This window comes from Dokdonella sp. (genome assembly GCF_017744955.1).
GTDB lineage: Bacteria > Pseudomonadota > Gammaproteobacteria > Xanthomonadales > Rhodanobacteraceae > Dokdonella_A.
This window is the reverse complement of sequence record NZ_JAGIAG010000018.1, coordinates 25,218-51,169: the sequence shown is the minus strand read 5'-3', so window position 1 is coordinate 51,169 and position 25,952 is coordinate 25,218. Positions and strand designations below refer to the sequence as shown.

Genomic DNA, 25,952 nt, shown 5'->3' with positions numbered 1-25,952 from the left:
GCGATGAGAGTGAAAGTGGGGTCGTGATCGACATCTCGCTCGCGGAGGAATTCCTGCGAACGCTTGACCCAAGTACAGATCGCTTCGAGTTTCGGACCTTTTCCGATCGCGAAGATGGGCCCGGGTCGAAGGCCACGGCGTTCAAGTTCTCAGGCACCCTCCGCGAACACGCGAATCAGCTTGCTCAACTAAATCGAGCTGGAGCCGGTGTCTTTGTCGTAGTGAACTCAGGAGGGCAGAAGGCCGCAGAAATCGATCGCGTGCGCGCCGTCTTTGTTGATCTAGATGGCGCTCCCATTGAGCCGGTGCTAGGAGCGAAGCTGCCGCCGCATATAGTTGTGGAGACTTCTCCGCAGCGCTTTCACGCCTACTGGCGAGTGACCGGTCTTGCGGTTCACGAATTCTCAGGAGTGCAGAGGGAGTTGGCGGCGCTCTTCGGGGGTGATGCTAGCGTCTGCGACCTACCGCGAGTGATGAGGCTTCCGGGTTTCATACATCAAAAAGCAGATCCCTGGTTCGTTCGCACCGTCGTAAGCGAAGGCGGTGAGTCATACCCGGCGAACTACTTCCGGCGTCACGCCGAACTGGACGGCCAACAGTTTGCTATCTCGGGTGTCCGCTGGATTTCGGACGACACCGAAGCCGACCTACGCAGCGCGCTTACGGCGATAAACTCAGATGACTATTCGACCTGGGTCAAAATAGGACTTCATCTTAAGGAGCTCGGTTCGAGAGGACAGGCGCTCTGGCTGGAATGGTCGAGCAAGAGCGAAAAATTCAACGAGAGCGAAGCACTCGAGAAGTGGACGAGGTTGGGTACATCGAAAACGAGCTATGAAGCAGTCTTCGCGGACGCGCAAGCGAAAGGATGGAAGAACCCCAAGGCTGCCGGAACACAACGCAACCTCGATCCTAAGATTGCCGACAGAAGAATTATCCGTTTCACTAGATATGGCGAGCTTGATCCTCGTCCGATCTCTTGGGTGATCAAAGGCTGGTTGGCGAAAGACGCAATTACCGCACTGGTAGCGCAGCCGGGTGTCGGAAAAACATTCCTGGCTTTGGATTGGGCAGCTAGCGTGGCCGCTGGTGTCGAATGGCACGGATGTCGCGTCGAGCAAGGGTCCGTTTTCTACCTCGCCGGCGAAGGCAACTTTGGACTCACGAACAGGTTGCGCGCGTGGGAGCTTGAGCATGACGTCTCGCTACGCGACGCATCATTGTTCCTATCAGACTGTCTGCCCGGTCTTTGTGATGAGAGCGCTGTTCGCACAGTTGTTGCCGAGGTGCGTAGCCTCGTTGAAATGTATGGCATGCCCGAATTGATAGTGGTCGATACGCTAGCACGCGCATTCGGCGGTGAAAATGAGAACGACACAGCCGCAATGAATCGTTTCATCGCGGCACTCGACGTTATCAGGCACGAGTTTGCATGTTCGGTGGTTGTGGTACATCACACAGGTCATGATCCACGGAAAACGGGACGCGGGAGTTCCGCTTTCGTCGGCGCGGTCGATGGCTCGGTCTATCTTGAAAAGACCCCGCTCGGAATAGAGCTGTCGAGCGTGAAAGAGAAAGATTGGCCCAAACCGCGTTCGCAGACGTTCTCGCTGCGACAAGTAGATCTGGATGTCCAAGACGAGGATGGAAACAAAGAGACGTCTGCGGTTCTCATCCAGCTACCAGATGTTCTGGGGATTGACTCCCGCGAAAAGGACCGATACGCAAAGCAGCGTCAGAAAGAAGAAGTGCTCACGCTGTATCGCGAGGGAACGACGACGGCTTCGATCAGCGAGCGCACCGGAATTCCGGTGTCGACAATTCAGTCCTGGATCAACAAAGCTGGAATCTCCCGCTCGCCTGGTAAGCCGCGCGGGGCGAAGGGACGCGAAAGCCCCCAGTTTCCGCACCCGCCTGTGACGGGGCCTTTATAGGCCCCTGGGCGATTGGCGATTAGGCGAATCCGTACGCCTTGGTTGGGCGAATCTGTAACAACGCTTGGGTGATTGGGCGTTGCACGAATAAAATACGGGAAAAATAGCGGGGTCCCGCTCCGAAGGTTCATGGGTGAGCGCGGAGGTCATAGGCGAAAGCCCAGGTAATTGCAGGAGTTCGGCGCTCCAAGCCCAGTGCGGTAGCGGCATCGACGACGGTGTCGGTAGGCTGCCCCAGGGCTCCCGTCAATCGCACGCAAACGCGGTGTAATGCGATTTGACGGGACGTCCCCGTACGCCTTGGGTCGATTTCAGGCTCGCCGCAACTCGCGGCACACTCGTTCATGCAACCCGATCGCAGCCCGACAGCGCAGTCGTTGGAGGGCAGGGCCGGCCTACCCCCTGACACGGGGATGCAGCGTCCCATTCCCGACTCCAATAATCCATTGAATCTATTGAGGATTCGGTTGAGCTCCGTGATTAGTTCCGTCAGATATCCGCCTTCCGAGACACCGCGTGCTGACCCGAATCCCACTTTCGAGGTAGAGCATATCCGTCGCAGCTGGCGGGTGGGCACCTCGATCGAGCAATCGGTGATGCTCGCCCATTTGATTCGGAACGTTCTAGCGTCTGGAAAAACGGTAGCACTAGCTGTCAAGAACGCGCCACCGGTGAGCGACATTGAAAAAAGCGCCAGACGTGGGCGCTATACAATAGCTGCTCGAGTGACTTCTTTCTCCGCAAACTCTGAGGCGAATAAATATGCCAATTGTTGCGGCTGATCGTTCAGGAACGCTTCCACGAAGGGGCCATGAGCGCTTTGCAGAATCTTGTCAAAATGGTGTGGCCGATACCGCACTATCGAGCCAAGATAGAAAGTGATCGCGTAAATGGAAAGGAGCTGCGTCAATACTTGCGCATGTTCAGCAACGGGTGCTGCATAGCAGTAGTATTTGCGATAGGGAGGTGATGTGAGCACCGTTCGCCAGAGGCGTTGCCGTATGCTCCCGACCAACTGTGGAATAACATCGGATGGCCGGTGGTTGTACGGCGTGACATTTGCTTGATCCAAGCAGATCAAACGTCGCTCCTGTTCTGTCTCTACTGTAGCTACTTCATAGAATGACCCTGCTAGTTGAGCTTGCAGGAGGAAATCCTGGTGTCCGAGATCGACACGGCGGAGATCGTCTGCGAATAAAAACATGCGAATCCATACTTCTCTCGCGTTCGGATTCTTGCGGAATTCGATTCGCTGTAGCGATACAAATCGTTCGCGATAGTTGGACGCTTCAATCCATAAGCGATGTCCGGGGACGATCTGTGGCATCAACGCAGGAAGGTCGAACCTGGTGTTGTTTACTGGGATTGCACCGCCGCTGCCGAGTGCCCGCGCGAGTTCGTGGAATACTTGGATGCGACCAAGAGGTATCGCACCAGCTGGTAGGGTCGTCGCGGCATTTAGCCAAGCGTTCAACAATTCCTTGTTGTTGGGAGGAGCATCCAATCTCTCTGATACGCCATGCTGCGCATTATCAACTTCTTGACGTTGACGCACGCAAAGGACCAGGGCCTTCGCTAGATTCATTACGCAGTAGTACATGAGCAGGGGTTTCGCAGCCTTGACCCCAGATGCAGCGGCGACGAAGAAGTCCTCTGCCTGTTCGATCAGCGCGCTTGCCGCGTCTTTTGTTGTCTTGAGACAGCGACGTTCAATGCTGCGACGGATGACGGTCCATGGGTCGGTCGCAAAAACCCGCGCGCCGAGTCCGTAGCGCCTCGTTGTGCGCTCCATCGGCCAGAACGAAAATTCAAGCGGTCGATCTTTAATGCGAAGAAGTTCACTCGCTCGTGGTTGAGGCAGTGGCATAGTCTCTCCGACGAGGTGGCCGTTGTTTCACTGAGACTCAGTCATTATGCGGTTGCGCAGCCCACTTTCGTATTCGGCCCGACAACATGCCCGCTTATCACCAATATCGCTGGCTTTCGCAGGACGTCCCGACATACTGCAGCGAATCTTCTTGATCGGCCGGCACAATTAGCTAGACGAACGACGATGTTGGATCCGAAACTTAGTCGGTCGGCTTCTCAGATCTCGGATCACCCGGTGTATAGGCGACCTTAAGTCGTTGAAGCACCGGTAAGATATGTCGCGAGTCGCCGACGCTGCGCCGCTGTGGCGCTGGCGAAGGCGATGATAAAGGCTGCCAACGTGTCATCGGCTGCGTAGAAATAGGGCAGAGGTCGATCCAAGACATTGCCCAAGCGTTCCAGGGTTGTCGGATCAGGCAGGTGCTTGCCGCGTTCGTATTGGTTGATACGCGGCGAAGCCACTGACGGGTCGATGCCGGCGCGCACGCCCAACTCTCGCTGCGAAATACCCGCTTCTATACGGGCCTCTCGCAGACGCTTGGCAACCGTCGGACCGCCTCTCTTCGCAGAACTCACACGCCCGCGCCGATGATGACTTGACGGGAAAGGTTCGGGGTCGTCGAATGCCGTGTATACTAAGGATTCCTTAGCGTGCTTCGCTGAGCCAGCTGACCAGTGAGGCTGGTGCGATTGGAGAATTTGCTATGAATCGGACGTGCGTTGAGTGCGGGGCGGTCAAGGCCGACGCCAGCATGACCGTAGACGAGGTGTGCCCGAAGTGCGGCGTGAATTTTCAGCGGGCTTCAATGGCGCTTGGGGAGCAGCTCCGCGTTTCGCTTCAATCGGAGCGCCGTAAGGCTTCCTCGGGGATCTCGCGGTTGGAACGCTTTTGTTGGATAGCAACCGTCATCGGAAGCGTGCTTGGCATTCTTCAGATCGTCGCAACGGCGCTCTCAGCAGCCAGCGCACCCCAACAGGCAGCTGGCGCGGGTTTGGCTGTTGCGACAGCAGCAGTCCCGTATTGCTTGGCTCGCGCTGTACAGCTCGGATTTCGCAACCAGAAATCGATCGAATGAAAACAACTGCTTGCACTGTCCAAGCATGAAGGCGGTCGACGCGCTTGTTCGGGGATTGCATGGCTGGGGCGGCCGAATGGTCCGGCTAGTATGTGAGGGGCGTCCTTCATCGTTGTTTTAGATCACTGATGAATTCCGATTCAGGCGACACGCCAGTCACCAGCAATCGATCACGCGCCCGAGTGCAGGCGACATAGAGTAAGTGCCTCTCTGTGTCGTAGATCTCCTGCAGGTCGGCGTCATCGGCAGCGTCTTCCGTACGCTCCTGAGACGGTATCACGTCGTCATCGCAGGCCATCACGGCGACAGCACGAAACTCCAGCCCCTTGGCGAGATGCATAGTGCCGATCGAAACACGGTCCGTTTCATCATCGATACTGCCGTCGAGTCGCTTGAATGGCTGACCGCTAATGTGAACAGCCTGCAACGCGCGGTTCAGTTCGGCTTCGCAGCGAACGAAGATGCCAATTTCGCGAAATGCGGTGCCTTCGCCGCGGCAACGCTTAAGCCATGCCGCGACCGCTTCCGCTTCGGCCAGCTGCGTATCGAACACGCACACTTCTGGTGCAGGTCCATTGAACATCGATACTGTGCCGCGACGCTCCTCCACATTGCCGTCCGCATCCGATACTTCCGGACCGAGCAAATGATCGGCCTGCATGCGAATTTGGTGCGAGGTACGGTAGTTGATGCGCAGCGTTCGCGAACGACCACGCACGTCGATACCGAGAGCCTTCCAAGAGAATGGCGTTTGAAAAATGCGTTGCCCCTGATCGCCAGCAAAGAATAACGCGTCTACGTGATGCCGACCCAGCGCTGTGAGGAAGCGCAACTGCGCCACATTGAGGTCCTGCGCCTCGTCGATCACCGCGAAATCGAACGGTGGATGCTTTCGCGTGGCAAGCTCAGTTTCCACCTTTGCATAGACCCCTGGCAGCGTCATCAAACCGCGCGCTGCGAGCTTCACACGTACACGCTCGAACACAGACCACAAAGCCGCGCGCCGCGCCTCTGGCAGGCGCGTTTTGCGGCCGAGCCGCCGAGCGGCGCGGTACGCTTCCCAGGATTCGAGCTGCCACGCATCGGCGACTTCTTCCCACTCCCCAAGCAGCAACGCATCCGAGAACATTCCACTACCAGTTTGTGTCGCAGCCTCGCTCAACTCTGCCCGCAGATCATCGCGTGATGCGACCCGTGCACGGCCGAAAACCGGCTCATACAGTCGCACCGCGAGGTCGTCGAGTGTATGCACATCAATGCGCTCGCCGAGTCTAGGTTGGCCCGTCAGCAGCCGCTTCAGAAGTCCGCGTAGCGCGTTCGCCAGTGTTTCGGAGAACGTGGCCAACAGCACCCGTGCATCCGGATTCGTGTGCGCCAGGTGCACAGCGCGATGTAACGCGACGATTGTCTTACCCGTGCCTGCCGAGCCAGACACGCGCGCAGAGCCGTTGTATTTTTGCTCGACGAGTTGTCGCTGCGCCGGGTGCAGAAAGACCATCCAGCGGTCCCACGGCCAAGTCAGCGCGCGCTCCAGTTCTTCGATACCCCGCACCGTACGGAAACGACGCTGCGCATCCGGATGTGCGAATGGATCAGCCCCCGGAACGGGCGCGACAGGCTTCTGCGGCCTACCGCCGGTCGCAAGCTCCAGCAATGCCTCCGCAGCTTCCGCCGGAAGATGCGTTGCGAGATCGAGCAACGCATCTTCATCCGCCGTGTGCACGTCGGCGAGCCACTCCTGCGGCACGCCGTAGCCAAGTAACTCCTCATCGGCGATATCGGCGAACGGAAGCACCTTCAATTTTGCGGACAGCTTCGACTGCTCGATCTCAATATAGCGGCGTACCGCCACTTCCTCGACACGATGACGAATCTCGATAAGCTGCGCCGCGCCAGTCGACGGATGTACCTCAAGCCTCCGCCGTTCAGCCCATGCGTAAGCCTTGTCGTGATGGTCCACGTAACACAACAGCAAGCTCGACGCTGTGCGATGCACGATTAGGCGGATGTCCGCATTAACGCGAAGCGACCAGAAGTTGCGGTCCTTCGCACGTTCGAGCTTGTGGAAGCTCATACCTGGATGTGCGGGATTCAATTGCAAATCGAAGGCGGTTGTCTTGGTCGCCTTCTGCTCGTCGCTGGTGAGGCGCGCAAGGCTCTCCGTGAACGTATCGGCGATACGAAATTCCATCATTCCGCCAGTTCGATATCAACGTAGAAGAGTTTGCCGGCAGAGCGGTTCACGCGGACGATGATCTGCTTATTGACCATCGGTCCGATTACGTCATCGACAGCATCCTCTAAGCCAATGACATGCGTCGGCACGCCATCGACCATGATATCCAACCAGTCCTTGTCGAGATGCACCGCACGAAGCGTTCCCCTCAGTTCCTCAACTGTCGACGCGCTGAGGACTGATGGCGCTTGTTCCATCTTGAGCGCCTTCCGAATGTTCACGCGCGCCTCAATGCCCAGGGAAACCGGTCGAGCATCGCCCGCACCCCGAAGTTCTATCGCATCGAAGCTCTTGCCCGTAGGCGCAAGGTTCCGAGTCAACTTCAAGAATGTGCTCCGGTAGGTTGGGTCCGGAACCAGTACTTCCATTCGTGCAGCATCGTCACTCGCTGACGCACCAACCACGTCGAGAAAATGGGTGGCGACGCGCTCGGGCTCAACATCGGCTTTGAAGAAGTCTGGTTGGGCAGGCGTCTGTATTGCGACCGTGAATTGATAGCTGCCCGGCGCCGCCTGGAACAACCAAGGGCGGCAAGCGTCCTGGATTTCCCTCGACGGCCTTCCAGATCGTCGATGCGAAGCTCCTTGCAAGTATTCGATAGTGCGATAGAACAATGATTGGATGGTTTGGACCTTCTCAACGATCAGATCCAGCGGCGCGCCGCCCGTAACGACTTCGCCACCTCTAACTGATACGGCGACCTGGCCGGGAAGGAACGCGACTCCCGCAGATTTCTTGGAAGCTTCCGTCCATATCGCCTGCACGAGATTCCGCAGATCACTTCTCGCGAACTCCGGTACTGTTGCGTCAGCCAACATTTGGTGCGCCAATTGTTCCGCAGCGGCGTATTCCTGCGCCTTGAACCAGAGCGCGACCGCGCTGACCGCTGTAACGGCACGCGTCCGCAACTTGGATGGATCAACAAGGCCAAGTGCATGGTATTCGGCCTCAGCAGCTCGCCGATAGAGTTCATACGCTCGCTCATACTCACGGCTCTTAGTTGCGAGATGTGCCTCAATTGCTAGCTTCTCGCTCTCGGCATGGAAGGTGGTCCAGCTCACAGCGAATCATCCACCTTCCGGATTGCGACAACGCGTTGTTTGAATCCAACGACGGAAGCTATGGCGGGCAAGTTGCACTTGCCAGCCCTGGTCTGCTGGACCTTTTGGCTCAGGCGTGTCTCAACGACGGAGAGGGTGCCGGTATCGGTGCCGGAGACTTCTAAGCGATAGCAGGCTTCCAAGTCGTCGGATGCTGCACCTACTGGGGCCACATACCAATCCGCGCCGGAAAGCGTCTCCGCGCGCCGGACGGCGACGAGCGATTCCACAGCCTCAACCGCAGCAAGACTCACGCCGTAGGCTCCGGCTTCCGTTGCGTCGATCTCATTCGCGTGGGCGTTGCGTTCCCTTTCATCGGGAGGATCGAAGGCAAATTCTCGAACAGCGCTTCCTTCCTTCCGCACGATCTCCACATCGACAGGCGACTCGTGATGACGGCTGAAGCAAACGCATGCTGCCTCAAAGAAGGTTCCACCGAGGGCGGCCGTCAGCCCGGTGTGACGTTCATGAAGATCGCCAACGAGAAGTCTGGGCTTCGCCATGCCGGGCTCGTTCGCGCTCACGATCTATGTGACCTTGAACACTTTCATTACTTCGTCGCCGAGGTGGTTGATGACCTTAACGGCGATGCGGCCGGAGGTCGGCTTGTCGAAGGGGCGTGAGATGTCGCTGTGTAGTGTGGTCCAGGCATCTTCGTCGATCTCGGCTTTCAGTGTGGTCTTAAGAGCCTTGTAGGGATCGTTCGCGCCGAGGAAGTAGGCGTGGCGGACAAAGAAGGATTCTTCGTTGTAGTCGGTGTCGATGAACCAGCAGGCGATTTCGTCGGTGCTGCTGGATTCGATCTTGCCGAGATTCGGCTTGAACACGTCCACGCCATTGACTTTGACGCGGAGTTGGCCGGGCGCGCTGTCGGGGTCGGCGTCGAGGATGTCGATGTCGGGTTCGCCGAAGATAACAAACAGGTTGCCCTTGCCGGTGTTCTTGAGATCTTCGGCCATGTGCAGATCGGCATTCATGCGCGCCTTGAGTACGGGGATGCGGCCGAGTTTGGCGAAGTCCGTCGAGTGCGCGTCGTAGTTGAAGGCGCAGGCGATCAACACGTCGAAGTCGGCGTCGCCGGCTTCGCGCGCAGCGGAGACGAGGTCGGGGCGCGAAACCGTGCCGAACTCCGGGCCGATGAAGACCGCGGCGCGCTTCTCCTTGTCGCCTTCCGTGTATCGTCCTTCGGCGCAGATCAGGCTGCCGGGCCACGGCGTCAGGGTTGTGAAGATGATGCGGTCTTCCTTGTGTGCCTGCTGCACACCGGCGACACGCAGGGCTTCGAGGATAATCTGCACGAAGTCGCGGCTGTCACCGTAGCCGGCCTTCTCATCGCCGACGCCATCGATCAGCTCGTCGTTCTCGTCCACGCCGAGTACGCGGTGCGGCAGCAGGCTTTCGACGGTAAAAGGACCGGCGACACGGACCTTTCGCTTGTCGTCGTAGGGCTTGTCATAGAGGTATTCGTACTCGGCCTTGGTGGCGATCGAGGCATCAATCTCCTTTTGGCGTGCGATGCGCTGCTGCCACCATTTCTCATGAAACACCTTGCCGCCGAGAGATAGCTTTTCGTTACTGCGCGGAATCTCCCATTCCGCCCAGTGCGTGCCTTCCTCCTTGTTCAATTTCTCGCGCAGCGGCTCCAGCACCTGCTGGTACTTGTCCCAGATCACATCGATCTCGGCGTTTTTGCCGATTGACTTCAGCGTGATGTGCGGCACGCGCTCGTAGACGAAGCCGTGGCGGATGTTGCCCCAGGTCGCCGCGGACTTTGGCACGGTACGAGTGACGTCGGCTTCCTTCTGCTGACCCTCAAGGGAGTCGGCCAGCAGGTAGAACGGATAGCGCGCACCCATGATGCGCGCGCGCGCCAACGCCAGCGCGACGCGCGAAGTGTCGATCGTGATCCAACGGCGGCCCCACTGTTCCGCGACATAGGCGGTGGTGCCGGAGCCGCAGGTAGGATCAAGCACGAGGTCTCCCGGGTCTGAAGCCATCAATACACATCGTTGAATGATCGGCGTATCTGTTTGGACAACATACCAACGTAAAGTGGATTTACCCGATGTGTCCAACCATGCGTTGGTCATACGCTTGAACGGACTATCCGAATGAAATTTCCGCATCCACGGCGGACCACCTCGCGTTTCAAGTCGATCTGCTTTGACTAGACGCTCCATCCCTTCACTGGTTGTCTTCCAATGAGCATTCGCACCAGCCGAGAATGCCTTGCCACGAAAGACGAATGGGCGATCCGCCGCTGCTGGTCCAGCTGAGTTCGTCTTTGAAAGGGCATACACCTCGCCCTGTGGAATTGTGGTTGGATCGTCGCGTTCAGAAGGCTCAAGCGGGCGGTAGTCAACTGGCGTGGATTTTAGCCCCCATGAACCACCACGAGTTTCGGAGACCCATTCTCCCATTGGCTTGTCGAGCAACAAAGTGCGGAATTTGGTGTCTTTGCGATTCTTTCCGTACCAAAGCAAGTAGAAGAAATTGTCGTCGAGAAGCGCGCTCGGCGTCGCCGTTTTCAGTACATTGATTTGCGCAATTAGGTGGTCATCCCCAAATACTTCATCCATCACGCCACGCACGCGGTGAACGTTCTCTTCGCCGATCTGTACAAAGATCGAGCCAGACTCGGTCAGCAGGTCGCGTGCCACCGTCAATCGGTCGCGCAGATAGGTCAGGTAGGAATGGATGCCGTCGCGCCAGGTGTCGCGGAACGCCTTGACCTGTTCCGGCTCACGCGTAATGTGCGCGGTGTTGCCGTCCTTGACGTCGCGGCTGGTCGTCGACCACTGGAAGTTGCTGTTGAATTTGATGCCGTAGGGCGGATCGAAGTAGATGCACTGCACCTGGCCGCGCAGCCCCTCACGCTCGGCCAGCGAGGCCATCACTTGCAGGCTGTCGCCGAGGATCATGCGGTTCTGCCAGTTCGCGTCGTGCTGGTAGAATTCGGTCTTGTCGGCGCCTTCGGGGATGCCGTTAAAGTCGGCGAAGAGGTCGTCCATCGTGCCGGCTTGGGCGCCCTTGCCGGCTTCGCTTCGCCGCTTGAGGTCGTCGATCAACGCCTTCGGATGCACCTTCTCCTGGATGTACAGCGGCGGCGCGTTGACGACGAGGTCGGACCAGTCCTGCTGGTCCTTACCGCGCCAGACGAGCTGCGGGTCGAGGTCGCGGTTGCGCTGCTGCTTCTCGTCCTCCAGCCCGTGCGCACCGCGCGCATAGGCGACCTTGACCGCCTCGCGCTCGCCCTTCTGCATGACCGATTGCATCTCGGCTGTGGGCAAGTTCTTGCGCTTCGCATCGGCGTGGGTCAGCGCGGCGATGGTCTTCGGGAGCTGCTGCTTCTTGGCCATGGACTTCCAAATCCTACTCGCAAAATGAGATCAAAAGCTCTTCCGCGATATCGCGGAGTCGCTTGTCACGCGTCCACAACAAGCATCCCGGGTGATTCAGCACCGAGCATAGAAGATGGACATCGACCAGTCCGATTCCACGGCTCATCAAGCCGTGACTCTCGATCAGATCCAGGGCCGCTCCATTGCAAAACTCCTTGACGGGTGGAAGAGCTTTCCAATCCTCTATCCGCTGCGATCGATTCGCCAGGCTCCCGCAAGCCAATTCACCCAGCACCGCCGAATGCATCATTACCGAGTCTGCATGCAGAAGCTCTGCTAGCTTCGTAACGCTGGTTCTGAGGTGGTCAACCCACACTGACGTATCAACAAGAATCATTCATCCAACTCGCTTCTGCGACGAGGAATCGGCTCAAGGTTCGGCTCGCTGCCCCCCGCGTTAGCCAACCGCCTTGCTCCTGGAGCCCCCCCCGAACGAGCAACGTTCGAGATCATCTTGTCGAACTCAGATTTGACCTTCTTGGCGAAATCTTCTTGCAATTCGTACACGTCGCCGAACTCGGCGAAAGCCCAGCGGCCGTGGCTGCCGAGGTGGTTGACGCCGGGAATCCAGTAGGTGTCCATCGTGGACTTCTTCTCCTTAGCGTCCTCGCGGCGGTAGCCCTTGATCTCGATGATGAGGTTCAGCGGATCGTCCACGCCGCGGCCATCGTCGATGCGGACGATGAAATCCGGCAGGTACTTGCGCGTTTGCGAACCGAAGCGGTAGGGCACTTCGAGGCCGAGGCCGTGGTTCTTCGCATAGGCGAGCACACGCGGGTGCGACTCGGCGACGCGGCAGAACTCGGCTTCCCAGCCGCTGTCGAGCACAATCCAGTTGACGTGGCACCTACGTGCGTCAGTCTGCCAGCGATCGCTGCGCGAGGTCGTGAAGTTGACGTGGCGCGTCGACCCACGCGGGTTGTAAGGATCGAGGATCGCCTTGACCGGGTTCCGGCCGATCTGGTCCAGCGTGATCGCTGCGGTGATACGGTTGCAGGCGATATCGGCGAGTTCCTGATACAGCAACTGCGCCGGGAACGTGCCGCCCTTGCAGACGAGGCAGGTGTCGAGCCATTCCTTGGTGATGCGTTTCAATTGGCCGAACAGCGCGAAGCGCGGCGCTTCGCCGGGATCGCGCCACTTGGTCATCAGCAGGCGTTGGGTGAGGCGGTAGAGCACGGTCGACAGGCGCACGTCGCCGGTGTGCATGAGGCTCAAGTCGACGCCTTCGCCGATGATGCCGGCGTTCTTCGTGATCGACGGGCCGATCAAGTCCGGCGTGAGTTCGAGCACGGAGTCGTCGGTGAATCGCGCGGTGAGCCGGTCCTCGGGCAGTTCGGTGCGGTAACCGGCGACGCGCGGGAACGCGATCTCCAGTGCGTCGCGCTCGGGACGTACGGCGCGCACCTGCACGGTCTCGCGTGGCGGCTGCGGGGGGGCGATGACGGGTTTCGCGGTGAAATCGAACGGAATGCCGAGCACGTCGGCGTACTCGACGTCGAACAGGCCTTCCGCGTTGAGTTCATACGACTGCCGGCGCAGCGCGCGGCCAATGACCTGCTCGCAAAGGAGCTGCGTGCCGAACGCACGTACGCCGAGCACGTGGGTCACCGTGTTCGCGTCCCAGCCTTCGGTCAGCATCGAGACCGAGACGACGCAACGGATCGCTTCACCGAGACGGCCTTCCTTGCCGACCGTGTTCATGACCTCGCGCAGCAGGTCCTGGTCGGTTACGGCCTCGGCCTGGCGCGGGTCGCCGGTGCGTTCGAGGATCTCGCGGCGGAAGCGTGCGATCTCGTCGCCGGCAAATTCGCGGAAGTTGGTGTCGAGCGCCTCGCCGGATTCGAGCTGCTCACTGTCGATCAGCAGGGTGTTCGGACGCGGCTGCGGCTCGCCGTGCTCATCGAAATTGCGAAACAGCGCGAGCCGACCCTGCTCGAACGATGAGGAGTCGTCCTCGTTCGTACGTCGGAAGCCGGAAATGAAGTCATAGACCAGCTTGGAGATCGCCGTGTTCTGGCAGACGATGATGAAGCATGGTGGAACCTTGATGTCAGCCTTGCGCCAGAGTTCGAACGTTTTTTCGTAGTGGCCGTAGAGCGCTTCGAGCGCGGTCTGCAATTCGACCGGCAGGCTCAGCGGATCGAGCTGGCCGCCGGTGCTGCGGCCCTTCTTCGGCATCTTTTTGCCAATGTGTTTCCACAGCTCGCGGAACTTCGGCATCTCCGCCGCGGCGTCGGGCAGATTGTCGGCGATCGGCACGCGCGGCAGCTTGACGATGCCGCATTCGATCGCGTCCATCAGCGAGAAATCGCTCATCGTCCACGGGAACAGCGTGCCTTCCGCATAGCCGGAGCCGCCGAGGAAAAACGGCGTCGCCGAAAGATCTATCACGCGCGCGATGCCGAGCGTGCGGTTTACTGCTTCGAGACCGGAAATCCATACTCGCGCAGCCTCGTTGTTGCGCTCGGCTTCCTTGCGATCCTCGCCCTTAAGAAGGGTGTCTTCGTCCTCGTTGTCCAGGCGCGGCTTCTCGCGGTAACAGTGATGCGCTTCGTCGTTGATTGCGAGGATGTTCTTAAGGCCCATCAGTTCCGGCATCACGCGCTGGAGCATCTGGCCTTCGGTCTCGATCGTATCGAGTACTTCGCCGCCGCGACCTTGCAGCAGTAGGCGGCCGGTCTTCGACAGTTCCAGGCGGTCGCGTCGTTTGAACGCGTGGTAGTTCGTGATGACGATCTTCGCGCGTTCGAGATCGGGCAGCAGATCAGCCGGCACGAGCTCGCGGTTCGCGTAGTAGCTGTCCGGATCGTTCGGCTGGAGCACGCGAAGGCGATCGCGAATGGTCAGGCCCGGCGTGACGACGAGAAAGCCTCGCGTGAAGCGCTTGCTGGTCGGTCGGCGTACCGCGTTGACGGTCTGCCAGGCGATCAGCATCGCCATCACGGTGGTCTTGCCGGCACCGGTCGCGAGTTTGAGAGCGAGGCGTGCGAGATCGGGATTGGCATTGGCGTTCGCATCGGCCATGTGATCGAGGAAACGTTGGCCGTTTCTGCCGATCTGCGGAGCGACCTCGGTCAGCCAGATCGCGGTTTCGATGGCCTCGACTTGACAAAAAAACGGTCGTACACCGGTGAACGCATGGCTGCGCCAGTGCTGCAGCAGGCGTCCGGTTTCGGGTGTGACGCGCCAATCATTCGGATTCGGTAGGCTGCGCCAACGGTCGACCTCGGCGCGCACGCCGTTGATGATCGCAGTATGTGCATACTGCTGGGATTCGGTCGATAGGTCCTGCTGACCAAGCAGCAAATCCTTTTGTTGCGCCCCCTTGCGCTTACGCGGCAGTGGGATAGGCGTGACGAATTCTGCCCGACGTCGGCTCGGAATAATTTCCTGGGTCGGTTGACCCTGGTCATCGAGTTCCCAGTGCTTGGTGGGCACGTCGTACGGTGAGTTCAGCACCGGACGATCGAAGAACGGATTCTCACTCATGGACGACAGCACGCTTCCCCACGGCCGAAGGGGGAGAGCTTAAACGCTCCGCGTACGTCGGTGACGCCCCGAGTGTCGTATGAGGCAGACGAGAACCACTGTGAACGAGTCTGGAGGGTCTCTGGTATTAGGCGGGAGCCACCTCGGGACCTCAATAGATCAAAGTCGGTGCGCTCGAACACGCGCGCCGAAAGGCGTCGGCCTGTATGCACGAATACCGGCTATCGATCGGAACGCGATTCTTCATGGAACCGTGATCGATAGGTAACTCGTTGATTTTGTGGTGGCCGGGGACGGAATCGAACCGCCGACACGGGGATTTTCAATCCCCTGCTCTACCAACTGAGCTACCCGGCCATGCGTGCTGCGTGCGTGCGACCGGGGAGCGGCCGCAGCGGGGCCGCGTATTAGAGCCGCGAGTCTGGATTTCGTCAAGCCGGCCGGCCGGTCGATGCCGGACAGGCGGCCGTGATGCGGGCATGACTTCCGGCCTGTTGCCAGCGCCGCGTCTATCTACTACAAATGTAGTACGACAGACGTAGAAGGCGGACGGCATGGTCAAGACGCGCGACGTGAGCCTGAGCGAGTTGCAGATCGCGCTGATGCGCGTGCTGTGGCGGTGCGGGGAGACGAGTACGGCCGAGGTGGCGGCGGAACTCGCCGAGGCGCGCGGTCTGAAGCACACCACGGTGGCGACGTTGCTGACGCGTCTGGAGAAGCGCGGCGTGGTGGCGCAGCGTCGCGACGGGCGCCAGCTGTTCTATCGCGCGCTGGCCGACGAGGCAGACGTGCGGCGCTCGATGGTGGCGGATCTGGTCGGTGCCTTGTTCGCCGGCGATGCGCGCGAACTGGTCGCGCATCTGGTGCAGGAATCGGAGATCGAGCCGGGCGATCTGGCCAAGGTCAGGCGCCGTCTGGCGCGGGGAGGCGGCAATGACGATTGAGATGATGCTGGCTGGATTGTCGACGTTCGCCGTGCACGCCACGGTGCTGCTGGGTTTGGCCTGGGCGGTGGATCGCGGCTTCCTGCGCAGGTATCCGGCCTGGCGTGAACTGCTCTGGCGAGTGGCATTGTTCGGCGCATTGCTGACCGCGGGCGCGCAGGCCGCGTCGAACGCACCGCTGCCGCTGCGTTTCGCATGGCCGTCGATGTCGCCGGTGAATGTTCCGGCGCTCGGGACCGACGACGGCGTCGACGTGATCGGTCATGCATCGAGGTCGATGCCGAAGGAGGTCGCGAACGGGCGCGTCGCGGCGAAACCGGCGGACGCCGACGTTTCGCGCGTGGGCGCTGCAAGCCAGAACGGTCTCTTCGTCACGGCTTCGCCCGGACCGTCGTGGCCCGCGTTGCTGCTGGCCGGCTGGCTCGCCGGCACGCTGTTGTCGCTGGCACGGGTCGCGGCGGCATGGTTGCGGCTGCGGCGCACGCTCGCCGGCGCCGAGCCGCTGCGCAAGATCGCGATCGACACCGACGTCGCGGCATTGGCGATCGCTGCCAACATCGCGCCGCCGCGGCTCGCGGTGCTCGACGATCTCGCCAGTCCGATCGCGGTGCTCGGCGGTCGCGTCGTGCTGCCGCGCTGGGCGGTGGAGATGCTCGATCGCGAACAGCTGCGCGCAATGCTCGCGCACGAGACCGCGCATCTGGCGCGCCGCGATCCGTCGTGGAAGCTCGCCGCGGCGGTGTGCTGCGCCTTGCTCTGGTTCCTGCCGCTGGCGACGTTGGCACGGCGGCGGCTCGACGAAACCGCCGAGCTCGCCTGCGACGCCTGGGCTGCGCGCCATCTCGGCGACGGCCGCTCGCTGGCCGAATGCCTGGCCGAATGTGCCGAACACCGCCTCGGCGGCTTCGAGAGCGCGCTGGTGCCGGGCATGGCGCAACGCGAATCGTCGCTGCTGCAACGTATCGACCAATTGATCGGAGGATCACCCATGGAGACGACGCTGTCGCGCGCTCGCGCCGCTGCCGCCGTGACGTTCACGCTGGCCGTCGCCAGCTTCCTGCTGCCGGGATTCGGCACGGCGATCGCACATTCGACACCGCCGGATCCGCCGCCGCCACCGAGCCTGCCCGGATCGCCGCCGCGTCCGCCGAGTCCGCCGACGCCGCCGAAAGAGAGTCGCGAAAGCCACGTGCACATCTCCAGCGACATCGACTTGGGCCGCGGCAAGCGCGAATACACCAGCATCAGAGTCGGCGACAGCGATCGCATGCTCAGCGTGAAGATCAAAGGCACGGTCGTCTTCAACGATCGCGACGACGGCATCGCCAGCCTCAGCGACGGCGGCAGCGCGAGCTTCGCCGAGACCAAGCAGGGCGTCGAGCGCCGCGTCGACTACGCGATGCGCGACGGCAAGCTCGAACAGCGCTATTTCGTCGGCGACCGCGAGCAGCCGCTCGACGACGCCGGCCGCAGCTGGATCGCCACGTTGCTGCCGAACATCATTCGCGACACCGCGATCGGCGCCGAGGCGCGCGTCAAGCGCATCCACGCCGCCGGCGGCGCCGCTGCGGTGTTCGACGAGATCGCCCGCATCCAGTCCGACTACGCGCGGCGCATCTACCTCGAGCAGCTGTTCGCGCTCGGCAAGCTGGCGCCGGCCGAAGTCACGCGCGCTCTGCAGGCGATCGACAAGCTGGACTCCGACTACGAGCGCCGCAACGCGCTGGCTGCGTTGGCCACGATCGCGCCGTTCGACGAGGCACAGCAGAAGCTGGTGCTCGGCCAGGTCGACAAGATCGACTCGGACTACGAGCGCGCCGAAATGCTGATCGGTGTGCTGCCGAAACTGGCGCCGACGCCGGAGCTGCGCAAGGCGTGGCTGGCGGCCGCCGAGAAGATCGGTTCGGACTACGAGCGCCGACGTGTGCTGAGCGCGCTGCTCGACGGCCGGCAGGTCGACGAGGCGACCTTGCAGGAAGTCCTGCGAGCCTCGAACGCGATCGGCTCGGACTACGAGCGGCGCGAGCTGCTGGTCTCGACGATACGCCGCGCCGATGACAGCGAACGCCTCGCCGCGGCCTACGCGACAGTGGTCGACGGCATCGGCTCGGACTACGAGCGCCGCGAGGCCACGATGGCGCTGCTGCGGGCGCCGAAGTTCGGCAAGCTCGGTGCGCGGAGTGTGCTGGACGTCGCAGATCGCATCGGTTCGGACCACGAATGCCGTGAAATCCTCGTTGCGCTGGCGAAGGTCATGCCGCAGGATGCCGACCTGGTCGCGCGTTATCGGGACGTCGCGCGGCGCCTGTCCGACAGCGATCGCGGTGCGGTCGAGCGTGCGCTGGATCGCGGCGATACCTGAGCGACGGAACGGGCGGCCGCTGCGGGAACTATTTCCGCATCGGCCCGAAGCGTCCATCCCACGGAGAATCGCGATGAAAACCTCGATCGCAGGCCTGTTGTGCGGCGTGCTGCTCTTCGCAGGCGCCGCCCAGGCGATTGCGCCGCAGACGCCGAAGAAGAGTTTCGAACAGATCGCGCCGTATCTGCAGGACCCGGTGGATCAGTTTCCGTTCCAGTCCCTCCAAAAGTGGCAGGCAGTCGCGGCGGACAAGGTCGCGGTCTGGTCGACGGCCGACGATGCCTATCTGCTGACCGTCGAGACGCCGTGCGCCCAATTGCAGACCGCCACCGATCTCGGCCTGACACCGCAGACGGCCGGTATCGTCATGCGCCAGTCCGATTCGGTGACCGCCGGCAGTGATCGTTGCCGCATCCTCGAGATCGAGCCGATCGATACCGAACGCATGGAAGGAAGGCCGAAGAAGTCCGCCGACCCGGCCTGAGGAGACGGGGCCAATGCCCCTTTCAGCGGTTCAGGCGAAGTAGTCGGCGTTTTTTCGCCGAACCTTCGTGGGGACCGTTTTTCCGTTTTGCACAAATGAGCGCGCGCGCCGGCCAAGCGGTTGCGCGCGAAAACGCAACGCCGGCTGAGCGGCGGAAAAGCGTTGCGTCGGAATCGAAGTCGGTGCCGTCTTCCGGGATGAGTCGATCCACGGAGAAGATCCAATGAAAAGCTTGGTCGCCGTACTGTGCGGTGTGCTTCTGCTGGCCGGCGGCGCGCGCGCCGATACGCCGGAGACGCAGAGCGAGAATCTCGAGCGATTCACGCCCTATCTGCAGCGGCCGGTGGAGCAGTTCAAGTTCTGGTCGATGTACAAGTGGCAGCTGGTCGGGCCGGACAAGGTCGTCGTATGGACCACGATCGATGATGCCTATCTGCTCACCGTCGAGACGCCGTGCACGCAGTTGCAGTGGAGCCGAGACATCGGCGTGACGTCGCAGGCGAGCCATACTGTCATGCGGCGCATGGACGCCGTGGTCGCCGGCAACGACCGCTGCCGCATTCTCGAAATCCGGCCGGTCGACTACCGGCTCATGCAGAGCGAGTCTCGTGGAAAACCGGTGCGTTGATCGGTTCGACGTGTAGCATCCCATCCGATGGGGCACACCGAGGTCCGCAGGCGCAAGGGCCAGCGGGAGGAGATCCGCCTTCGGCGCTGGAAGGTGGTGGAAGCAGCTCGCGGGCATGGTGACGAACCAGCAATGTTCGCTCTCGTGCCGGTCCGGCGCGATACATCGGGGCGCATGGAAAGATCCCGATTGCCGCCGTTGCCTCGAACGTGTTCCGCAAGGATGACGAGGTTGTTCGAAGTGCCTATCGACGATCAGGGAAGAGTGGGAGCTTCGAAACTCTCCATGCGAGCCCGCGTCGCCCTTGTCGTCATTCTGCTCGCCCCGCTTTTTTCGGCCTCCGCCTTTGCGGAGCGTTCCGTCGATGCTACGAAGCGGCGGATTGCTCGCGATCTCATGGCTCGGGCGTTTCGCCGGACAAGAAGGATCGAAACCCGATCAGCGAAAGAACGCCGCTCATGCGGGCAGTCGTTTCCGACAAGCCGTCTCTCGTCGAGGCGTTCGTGGCGTGCGGTGCGGGCCTGTCTCTCACCGACAAGAAAGGCAGGACTGCGCTCGACCTGGCCAGGCAGCTCGAGAACGCGAGAGTGCTGGAAATCCTCGAGCGTCCTTCCGCTTCCCGTTCGTGCGGCGATTGACGAAGCAGCGGCCGCCGCCCGCCGGCACGCACAGGTCGATCTGCTCCGGCTTCAGTCTTTCCCGAAACGATCCTCGTCGCCCGGCACACGTCTTCTGCCGGCAATCGGCGATTCAGCCGCGAAGTGCAGGTGCGGATGGACGGGGCCGCATGAGGTGAACGCAGCGGCGAACGCTGCTCTCCGCGCCGATTAACAAACTTTCATAACCCCATTGGCCCGTTCCGGCCGATTGAGCTGGTGATCGCGATGCGGCGCGACGCGGGCCGAGCCGCATCGTCGAACGGCCCTGGAATGGCGGGCAAGCCGCCGGCCGGCCTGGAAGTGCCCGATGGCGCGGAGAAACGCAATGAAGAGCGGAATCGGCAGTCTGTTGTGCGGGGCAATGCTGCTGGCCGGCAGCGCCCAGGCGGATACGCTGGAGGCGATGAAGAGGAATCTCGATCGGTACAGCCCGTACCTGCAGGGCCCGGTGGACGAGATGGAAATCCGTCGCTGGGACGATTTCGCGGCGTGGCCGATCGGCCCGGACAAGGTCCTGGTGCGGATGTGGCGCGGGAAGACGGCCTATCTGCTGACGGTCGACACGCCCTGCACGCGGTTGCCGTGGGCGACCAACATCTTCTTCAACCGTCGCCCCGTCGAAACCAGCGCCGCGATGACCGTGCGCAAGGGGGTCAAGGTGGTCATCACCACGACCGACGGCAGGGACTACTGCCCGATCACGGAAATCCGGTCGATCGACTACGCCCGCATGATGAAGGACGGCCAGGCGAACCGTTATCGCTGAGGCGCGCGCTCAGTTCTCCGGCGCGACGTAGCCGGCCGGTTTCTCCGAACCTCCGCCGAAGAAATACTTCTCCATTTCCGCGGCGATGAACGCGCGCGTCTTCGGGTCGAGCGGGTTGAGGCGGTTCTCGTTGATCAGCATGGTCTGGTGCGCCAGCCATTCCTGCCAGGCCTGCTTGCTGACCTGCTCGTAGATGCGCCGGCCGAGTTCGCCGGGCCATGGGGCGAAGGCGAGCCCTTCGGCTTCGCGTTGCAGTTTCACGCAATGGACCATGCGTGTCATCGAAGAAGGTCCTCGTCGTTCAAGGTGTCGAGCAGCTTGCGTACCGGTGCCGGCAGGCCGACACCGGCGAGTTCTGCCGGCGCGTACCAGGCGCGATCGTCCGCGTCGGCGACGCGTGCGACCGGCTGCGCATGTTCCAGCAGCAGCGGCGTGATTTCGAGAGTGTAGTGGCTGAACACGTGCACGAACGGCGCCAGCGCCGCGCCGCCGTCGGCGCGTACGGCGTAGCGTTCGAGCAGGTGCCGCGGTGCCTCTGCCGCGGTGTCGATTTCGGGCAGGCTCCACAGGCTGGCCCAGATGCCGACCGACGGGCGCCGCTCCAGCAGCACGCGCCGCTGCGCGTCGCGCACGATCAGCATGGTCGTCTTGCGCGTGGGTTTCGCGCGCGCCGGCTTGCGCGCCGGAAGCTCGGCGGTGAGGCCTTCGCGCAGGGCGACGCAGCCGGTCGCGACCGGGCAGCGCGTGCAGTGCGGGCGCGCGCGGACGCACAGCGTCGCGCCGAGATCCATGATCGCCTGCGTGTAGTCGGCGACGCGTTCGTGCGGCGTGTGCTGCTCGGCCAGGCGCCACAGTTCGCGCTGCGTCGCCGTCTCGCCCGGCCAGCCGCGCAGGCCGTGCCAGCGCGCCAGCACGCGGCGCACGTTGCCGTCGAGGATCGCGTGGCGCTCGTTCCAGGTCTGCGCCAGGATCGCCGCCGCGGTCGAGCGGCCGATGCCGGGCAGGGCGGACAGCGCGTCGAGCGCGCGCGGCAGCTCGCCGCCGTGTTCGGCGACGCAGATCTGCGCGGTGCGATGCAGGTTGCGCGCGCGGCTGTAGTAGCCGAGGCCCGACCACAACGCCAGCACCCGGTCCTGCGGCGCGGCGGCCAGCTCGGCGAGCGTCGGCAGCGCGGCGAGGAAGCGCTCGAAATACGGAATCACCGTGCGCACCTGCGTCTGCTGCAGCATGACTTCGCTGAGCCAGACGCGATAGGCGTCGCGCTCGCGCTGCCAGGGCAGGTCCTTGCGCCCGTGGCGGTCGTACCAGTGGAGCAGCGCGGGTGCGAAGCCGTCGATCGAAGCGGTGTCGGTGTTCATCGTTTCGGCGCGGCGCCGTCGTCCTGCACTTCGACGCGCAGACCTTCGATCCGCGTGGCGCCGATCTGCAGCGTCGCCGCCTCCGCGCTGCCGGCCAGCGGCGGAAGCAGCGACGAATTCGCCGTGCGCACCTGCGCGAGCCAGGCGGCCAGGTCGCCGGCGTTGGCGAACTGGAGATTCAATCCCTCGGCGATCGGCTTGCCGGAGGCGAGCAGGGCGCCGTCGCGCACGCGTATCGCAAAGCGCACGTCCGGAGCGGCGCCGCCGGCGGGGCGCGCGGCGAGCCAATGCGCGAGCGCGTCGAGATCGAGGCGCGGCTTCTCGATCTCAATGCGTTCGATGTCGACGCGCTCGCCCCAGATCGTGTGCCAAGGCACGACGACGCCGATCGAGTCGGCGTCGAGCAGCACGCCGCCCTCGGCGGCTTCGAGCGAAGACTTCGGCAGCAGCACGCGCAGGCGCGGCAGCAGGCCGAAACCGGCGCTGTCGCCCAGCGCAAGCTTGAGGCCCAGTTGCGACTGCGCCTGCTCGATCAGCAGTGCGGTGAGCTTGTCCGGCCGCGTGTAGTGGCGCAGCACCAGCGCGCCGAGGCTGGTCAGCAGCGCCAGCGCCAGCAGTACGTACGGCCAGCGCCGGCGACGCGGCCGTGCTTTGGTTGCCGGCGTTTCAGCCATTGCCCAGCGTCGCCGGCAGCAGGCCGTCGACGAAGGCTGCGGCGTCGAACGGGCGCAGGTCCTCGGCGCTTTCGCCGAGGCCCACATAGCGGATCGGCAGGCCGAATTCGCGAGCGAGGGCGAACACGACGCCGCCCTTGGCGGTGCCGTCGAGCTTGGTGACCACCAGGCCGCTGACGCCGATCGCCTGCTGGAACTGGCGCACCTGGCTGATCGCGTTCTGGCCGGTGGTGCCGTCGATGACCAGCAGCGCCTCGTGCGGCGCGTCGGCGTCGAGCTTGCCGAGCACGCGACGGATCTTCGCCAGCTCGTCCATCAGGCCGGACTGCGTGTGCAGGCGGCCGGCGGTGTCGGCGATCAGCACGTCGGTGCTGCGCGAGCGCGCGGTCTGCAGCGCGTCGAAGATCACGCTGGCCGAATCCGCGCCGGAACCCTGCGCGATGACCGGCACGCCGTTGCGCGTGCCCCAGGTCTGCAACTGCTCGACCGCGGCGGCGCGGAAGGTGTCGCCGGCGGCGAGCAGCACCGAGCGGCCCTCGCCGCTGAAGCGGAAGGCGAGCTTGCCGATCGTGGTGGTCTTGCCGACGCCGTTGACGCCGACCATGAGCAGCACGAACGGCTTGCGGCCGCCGACGTCGAGCGGTTTCTCGACCGGCTTCAGCTGGCCGACCAGTTCCGCGCGCAGCGCCACGAGCAGCGCGGCGGCGTCGGCGAACTCGCGCCTGTCCACGCGCTTGCGCAGTTTCTCGATCAGTTCGGTCGCCGCGGCGACGCCGACGTCGGCGGTGATCAGGCAGGTTTCCAGCTCGTCGAGGAACGCGTCGTCGAGCACCGGATTGCGCGTGAACAGCGAAGACAGGCCGCGCGCGAAGCCGCTGCCGGCGAGGCGTTCGCGCCAGGAGCGTTTCGCCGGCGGTGTAGCCGGCTCGGCGACGGCTTGCGGTGGCGGTACGTCGACGTCAGCAGCGGCGGCGACCTCGGCAACCGGCGCGGGCTCCGGTTCCGTGGGCGGTTCGGGCGCGGCGACCGGCGCGGCAGCTTCGCTCGCCGCCTCGATGTCGGCCGCGGTTTCGACGGGCGCTTCCTGCGCCGGCGCTGCGTCGGCCGGCTTCTTCCTTTTCCAGAACTTCAGCATCGCGGACGGACAAGCGAGAATGCGAGCCCGCAATGCTAACACCCGCGCCCAGGACGCAAGCCGAACCATGACCAAAGCACGCGGCAGCTCGGCGGGCGGCAGCCTGCGCATCGTCGCCGGCCGGCTGCGCGGCTCGCGCCTCGCCGTGCCGGATCGGCCCGGCCTGCGGCCGACGCCGGACCGCGTGCGCGAGACGCTGTTCAACTGGCTGGCGCCGATCATCGACGGCGCGCGCTGCCTCGATCTGTATGCCGGTACCGGCGCGCTCGGCATCGAGGCGCTGTCCCGCGGCGCCGGCACCTGCGTCTTCGTCGAGCGCGATCGCGAGCTGTGGCGGCTGCTGCAGGACAACCTCGCGCGGCTCAAGGTGACCGGGGCGGAGCCGGTCAACGAAGAGGCGTTCGGCTTCCTGGCCGCCCGCGCGGCGCGGCCGTTCGACCTGGTCTTTCTCGACCCGCCGTTCGACGCCGACCTGTGGGGCGAATCGGCGCGCCGGCTGGAGCAGGGCGGCTGGCTCGGCGCCGCGGCGTACGTCTACGTCGAAAGCGCCGAGGGTGCCCGCTTCGCCGTGCCGGCGAACTGGAGCCTGCATCGTGAAGGCCGCGCCGGCACGGTGCGCTTCGCGCTGTATCGTCGCTCGCCGGCCGATCCGTTAAGCTAGCGTCTTCGCGGCCGGTACGGCCTGAGCAGGCTTGCAGCAATGGCGATTTCGCAGCAGCGCGCGCGCATCGCGGTCTATCCGGGAACGTTCGATCCGATCACCAACGGACACATCGACCTGGTCAGCCGCGCCTCGCCGCTGTTCGATCGCGTCATCGTCGCCGTCGCCGACAGCTCGACCAAGGGGCCGGCGCTCGCGCTCGACGAACGCATCGCGCTGGCGCGCACCGCGCTGACCGGCGTGGCCAACGTGGAAGTGCGCGGGTTCTCGGTGCTGCTGGCGGAATTCGTCGAGGACATCGGCGCCGGGGTGATCCTGCGCGGACTGCGTGCCGTATCGGACTTCGAGTACGAATTCCAGCTCGCCAGCATGAACCGACATCTGATCCCTGCCGCGGAAACCCTGTTCCTGACGCCGGCCGAGCAGTACAGCTTCATCTCCTCGTCGCTGGTGCGCGAGATCGCGCGACTCGGCGGCGACGTCTCCGGGTTCGTGCACCCGGCGGTGCAGCAGGCGCTGCGAATGCGCTATTCGAAATAGATCCCCGGAGTGGTTCGAAGGGCCGCTCCGTTTTCTCGGAAGCCGCGCGCGGTTTCCGAATTGCTCCGATGACCAACCAGTGAGGTATGCCATGCGCAAGTTTCTCCCGACTCTCGTCCTCGCCTGCGCCGCGACGTTCGCGCTGAGCGCCTGCGACCAGGGCGAAAAGAAGCCGGAAGCCGCCGCCACCGAGCAGAAGCCGGCGAAGGTGCCGCTGCCGGCCAACCCGGCCGACAAGACGGCGTGGAAGCAGTATCTGGTTGCGGTGGTCACCGACAACATGCAGGGCGTCAAGAGCAACCGTCCGTACATGTACTTCGTGCCGGGCGGCGACGACGACGCGGCCAAGGCCGATCGCGCCAACCAGCTCGACAACGTCAAGACCACGGTCTCGCGCGGCGTGCTGCCGGGCAACATGATGGCGTTCGGCGGTCCGGATTCGGCCGCGACCTCGCAGCTGATCGTCGAGGCGTTCAAGGACGCCCAGCCCGGCTCGTTCAAGGACGTGGTGGTGCTGTTCATCGGCGCGCCGGCCGACGGCGAGACGGTGAAGCAGGCGCTGGCCGCGTCGGCGGCGGACGTGCGCTTCGTCGAGGCGAAGTAGGAAAGCCGGGATTTCGGGGTTCGGGATTC

Annotated in this window: 23 protein-coding genes and 1 tRNA gene; 11 read left to right on the top strand and 13 right to left on the bottom strand. The window is 62.9% G+C overall.

The genetic code is table 11. The features are described from left to right. Positions 1–23 precede the first annotated feature (23 nt). Complete coding sequence (locus J7520_RS18750) at positions 24–1,934, top strand: AAA family ATPase (protein WP_291191823.1); 1,911 nt, start codon at positions 24–26, stop codon at positions 1,932–1,934. A 706-nt stretch (positions 1,935–2,640) separates the two neighbouring features. Here the strand turns inward: J7520_RS18750 and J7520_RS18745 are convergent. After that, positions 2,641–3,801: a YaaC family protein gene (locus J7520_RS18745; RefSeq protein ID WP_291191821.1), complete on the bottom strand. Its 1,161-nt coding sequence runs from the start codon at positions 3,799–3,801 to the stop codon at positions 2,641–2,643. A gap of 251 nt (positions 3,802–4,052) precedes the next feature. Beyond that, complete coding sequence (locus tag J7520_RS18740) at positions 4,053–4,379, bottom strand: helix-turn-helix transcriptional regulator (protein ID WP_291191819.1); 327 nt, start codon at positions 4,377–4,379, stop codon at positions 4,053–4,055. Between the two features lie 176 nt (positions 4,380–4,555). Here J7520_RS18740 and J7520_RS18735 point away from each other — a divergent pair, with 176 nt between their 5' ends. Next, positions 4,556–4,879 (top strand): hypothetical protein, encoded by a 324-nt coding sequence (locus J7520_RS18735; protein WP_291191817.1) that lies wholly within the window; start codon positions 4,556–4,558, stop codon positions 4,877–4,879. A gap of 106 nt (positions 4,880–4,985) precedes the next feature. Here the strand turns inward: J7520_RS18735 and J7520_RS18730 are convergent, their stop codons facing one another. The 4 genes from J7520_RS18730 to J7520_RS18715 are packed head-to-tail and all read right to left on the bottom strand — an operon-like array spanning position 4,986 to position 11,574. Then, positions 4,986–7,073 (bottom strand): 3'-5' exonuclease, encoded by a 2,088-nt coding sequence (locus J7520_RS18730; protein ID WP_291191815.1) that lies wholly within the window; start codon positions 7,071–7,073, stop codon positions 4,986–4,988. Next, positions 7,070–8,176: a hypothetical protein gene (locus J7520_RS18725; RefSeq protein ID WP_291191813.1), complete on the bottom strand. Its 1,107-nt coding sequence runs from the start codon at positions 8,174–8,176 to the stop codon at positions 7,070–7,072. The genes J7520_RS18730 and J7520_RS18725 overlap by 4 nt, the downstream gene beginning before the upstream one ends. After that, positions 8,173–8,718, bottom strand: coding sequence for a hypothetical protein (locus J7520_RS18720; RefSeq protein ID WP_291191812.1), 546 nt, complete (start codon positions 8,716–8,718; stop codon positions 8,173–8,175). The genes J7520_RS18725 and J7520_RS18720 overlap by 4 nt, the downstream gene beginning before the upstream one ends. A gap of 24 nt (positions 8,719–8,742) precedes the next feature. After that, entirely contained in the window at positions 8,743–11,574 is a 2,832-nt protein-coding gene (locus tag J7520_RS18715; protein ID WP_291191810.1) for a site-specific DNA-methyltransferase, read from the bottom strand. Positions 11,575–11,689: 115 nt separating this feature from the next. Here J7520_RS18715 and J7520_RS18710 point away from each other — a divergent pair, with 115 nt between their 5' ends. Then, on the top strand, positions 11,690–11,896 hold the full coding sequence (locus tag J7520_RS18710; protein ID WP_291191808.1) for a hypothetical protein: 207 nt from the start codon (positions 11,690–11,692) through the stop codon (positions 11,894–11,896). A gap of 53 nt (positions 11,897–11,949) precedes the next feature. On the opposite strand, the gene J7520_RS18705 is transcribed toward J7520_RS18710, so the two are convergent. Together J7520_RS18705 and J7520_RS18700 are read right to left on the bottom strand one after the other, a co-directional pair. Continuing rightward, positions 11,950–15,108 (bottom strand): DEAD/DEAH box helicase family protein, encoded by a 3,159-nt coding sequence (locus J7520_RS18705; RefSeq protein WP_291191806.1) that lies wholly within the window; start codon positions 15,106–15,108, stop codon positions 11,950–11,952. Between the two features lie 281 nt (positions 15,109–15,389). Next, positions 15,390–15,465, bottom strand: a tRNA-Phe gene (locus J7520_RS18700). 197 nt (positions 15,466–15,662) lie between these two features. On the opposite strand from J7520_RS18700, the gene J7520_RS18695 reads away from it, so the two are divergent. The 3 genes from J7520_RS18695 to J7520_RS18685 all read left to right on the top strand — a co-directional run bounded on the left by J7520_RS18695 (position 15,663) and on the right by J7520_RS18685 (position 18,898). Further along, entirely contained in the window at positions 15,663–16,052 is a 390-nt protein-coding gene (locus tag J7520_RS18695; protein WP_291191804.1) for a BlaI/MecI/CopY family transcriptional regulator, read from the top strand. Then, positions 16,042–18,414: a M56 family metallopeptidase gene (locus J7520_RS18690; RefSeq protein WP_291191802.1), complete on the top strand. Its 2,373-nt coding sequence runs from the start codon at positions 16,042–16,044 to the stop codon at positions 18,412–18,414. Before J7520_RS18695 ends, J7520_RS18690 begins: the two co-directional genes overlap by 11 nt. A 73-nt stretch (positions 18,415–18,487) precedes the next feature. Beyond that, on the top strand, positions 18,488–18,898 hold the full coding sequence (locus J7520_RS18685; protein WP_291191800.1) for a DUF6491 family protein: 411 nt from the start codon (positions 18,488–18,490) through the stop codon (positions 18,896–18,898). Positions 18,899–18,920: 22 nt separating this feature from the next. On the opposite strand, the gene J7520_RS18680 is transcribed toward J7520_RS18685, so the two are convergent. Then, positions 18,921–19,109 carry a hypothetical protein gene (locus tag J7520_RS18680; RefSeq protein WP_291191798.1) on the bottom strand — a complete coding sequence of 63 codons (189 nt, stop codon included), beginning with the start codon at positions 19,107–19,109 and terminating at the stop codon, positions 18,921–18,923. Between the two features lie 12 nt (positions 19,110–19,121). Here J7520_RS18680 and J7520_RS18675 point away from each other — a divergent pair, with 12 nt between their 5' ends. Then, positions 19,122–19,526, top strand: a complete 405-nt coding sequence (locus J7520_RS18675) for a DUF6491 family protein (protein WP_291191796.1) — start codon at positions 19,122–19,124, stop codon at positions 19,524–19,526. 984 nt (positions 19,527–20,510) lie between these two features. Next, a complete protein-coding gene (locus J7520_RS18670; protein WP_291191794.1) occupies positions 20,511–20,951 on the top strand; it encodes a DUF6491 family protein in 441 nt (146 codons plus the stop codon). Positions 20,952–20,960: 9 nt separating this feature from the next. Here the strand turns inward: J7520_RS18670 and J7520_RS18665 are convergent, their stop codons facing one another. The 4 genes from J7520_RS18665 to ftsY are packed head-to-tail and all read right to left on the bottom strand — an operon-like array spanning position 20,961 to position 24,118. After that, positions 20,961–21,233 carry an oxidative damage protection protein gene (locus J7520_RS18665; RefSeq protein WP_291191792.1) on the bottom strand — a complete coding sequence of 91 codons (273 nt, stop codon included), beginning with the start codon at positions 21,231–21,233 and terminating at the stop codon, positions 20,961–20,963. Then, positions 21,230–22,309, bottom strand: coding sequence for an A/G-specific adenine glycosylase (mutY, locus tag J7520_RS18660; RefSeq protein WP_291191790.1), 1,080 nt, complete (start codon positions 22,307–22,309; stop codon positions 21,230–21,232). The genes J7520_RS18665 and mutY overlap by 4 nt, the downstream gene beginning before the upstream one ends. After that, entirely contained in the window at positions 22,306–22,983 is a 678-nt protein-coding gene (locus J7520_RS18655) for a hypothetical protein (RefSeq protein WP_291191788.1), read from the bottom strand. Before J7520_RS18655 ends, mutY begins: the two co-directional genes overlap by 4 nt. After that, entirely contained in the window at positions 22,976–24,118 is a 1,143-nt protein-coding gene (gene ftsY / locus J7520_RS18650) for a signal recognition particle-docking protein FtsY (RefSeq protein ID WP_291191786.1), read from the bottom strand. Before ftsY ends, J7520_RS18655 begins: the two co-directional genes overlap by 8 nt. Positions 24,119–24,185: 67 nt before the next feature. On the opposite strand from ftsY, the gene rsmD reads away from it, so the two are divergent. The 3 genes from rsmD (at position 24,186) to J7520_RS18635 (ending at position 25,923) form a co-directional block, all read left to right on the top strand. Next, positions 24,186–24,779 (top strand): 16S rRNA (guanine(966)-N(2))-methyltransferase RsmD, encoded by a 594-nt coding sequence (rsmD, locus tag J7520_RS18645; protein ID WP_291191784.1) that lies wholly within the window; start codon positions 24,186–24,188, stop codon positions 24,777–24,779. Between the two features lie 45 nt (positions 24,780–24,824). Then, on the top strand, positions 24,825–25,319 hold the full coding sequence (coaD, locus tag J7520_RS18640; protein WP_291192265.1) for a pantetheine-phosphate adenylyltransferase: 495 nt from the start codon (positions 24,825–24,827) through the stop codon (positions 25,317–25,319). Positions 25,320–25,410: 91 nt separating this feature from the next. After that, positions 25,411–25,923: a hypothetical protein gene (locus J7520_RS18635; RefSeq protein ID WP_291191782.1), complete on the top strand. Its 513-nt coding sequence runs from the start codon at positions 25,411–25,413 to the stop codon at positions 25,921–25,923. Positions 25,924–25,952 lie beyond the last annotated feature (29 nt).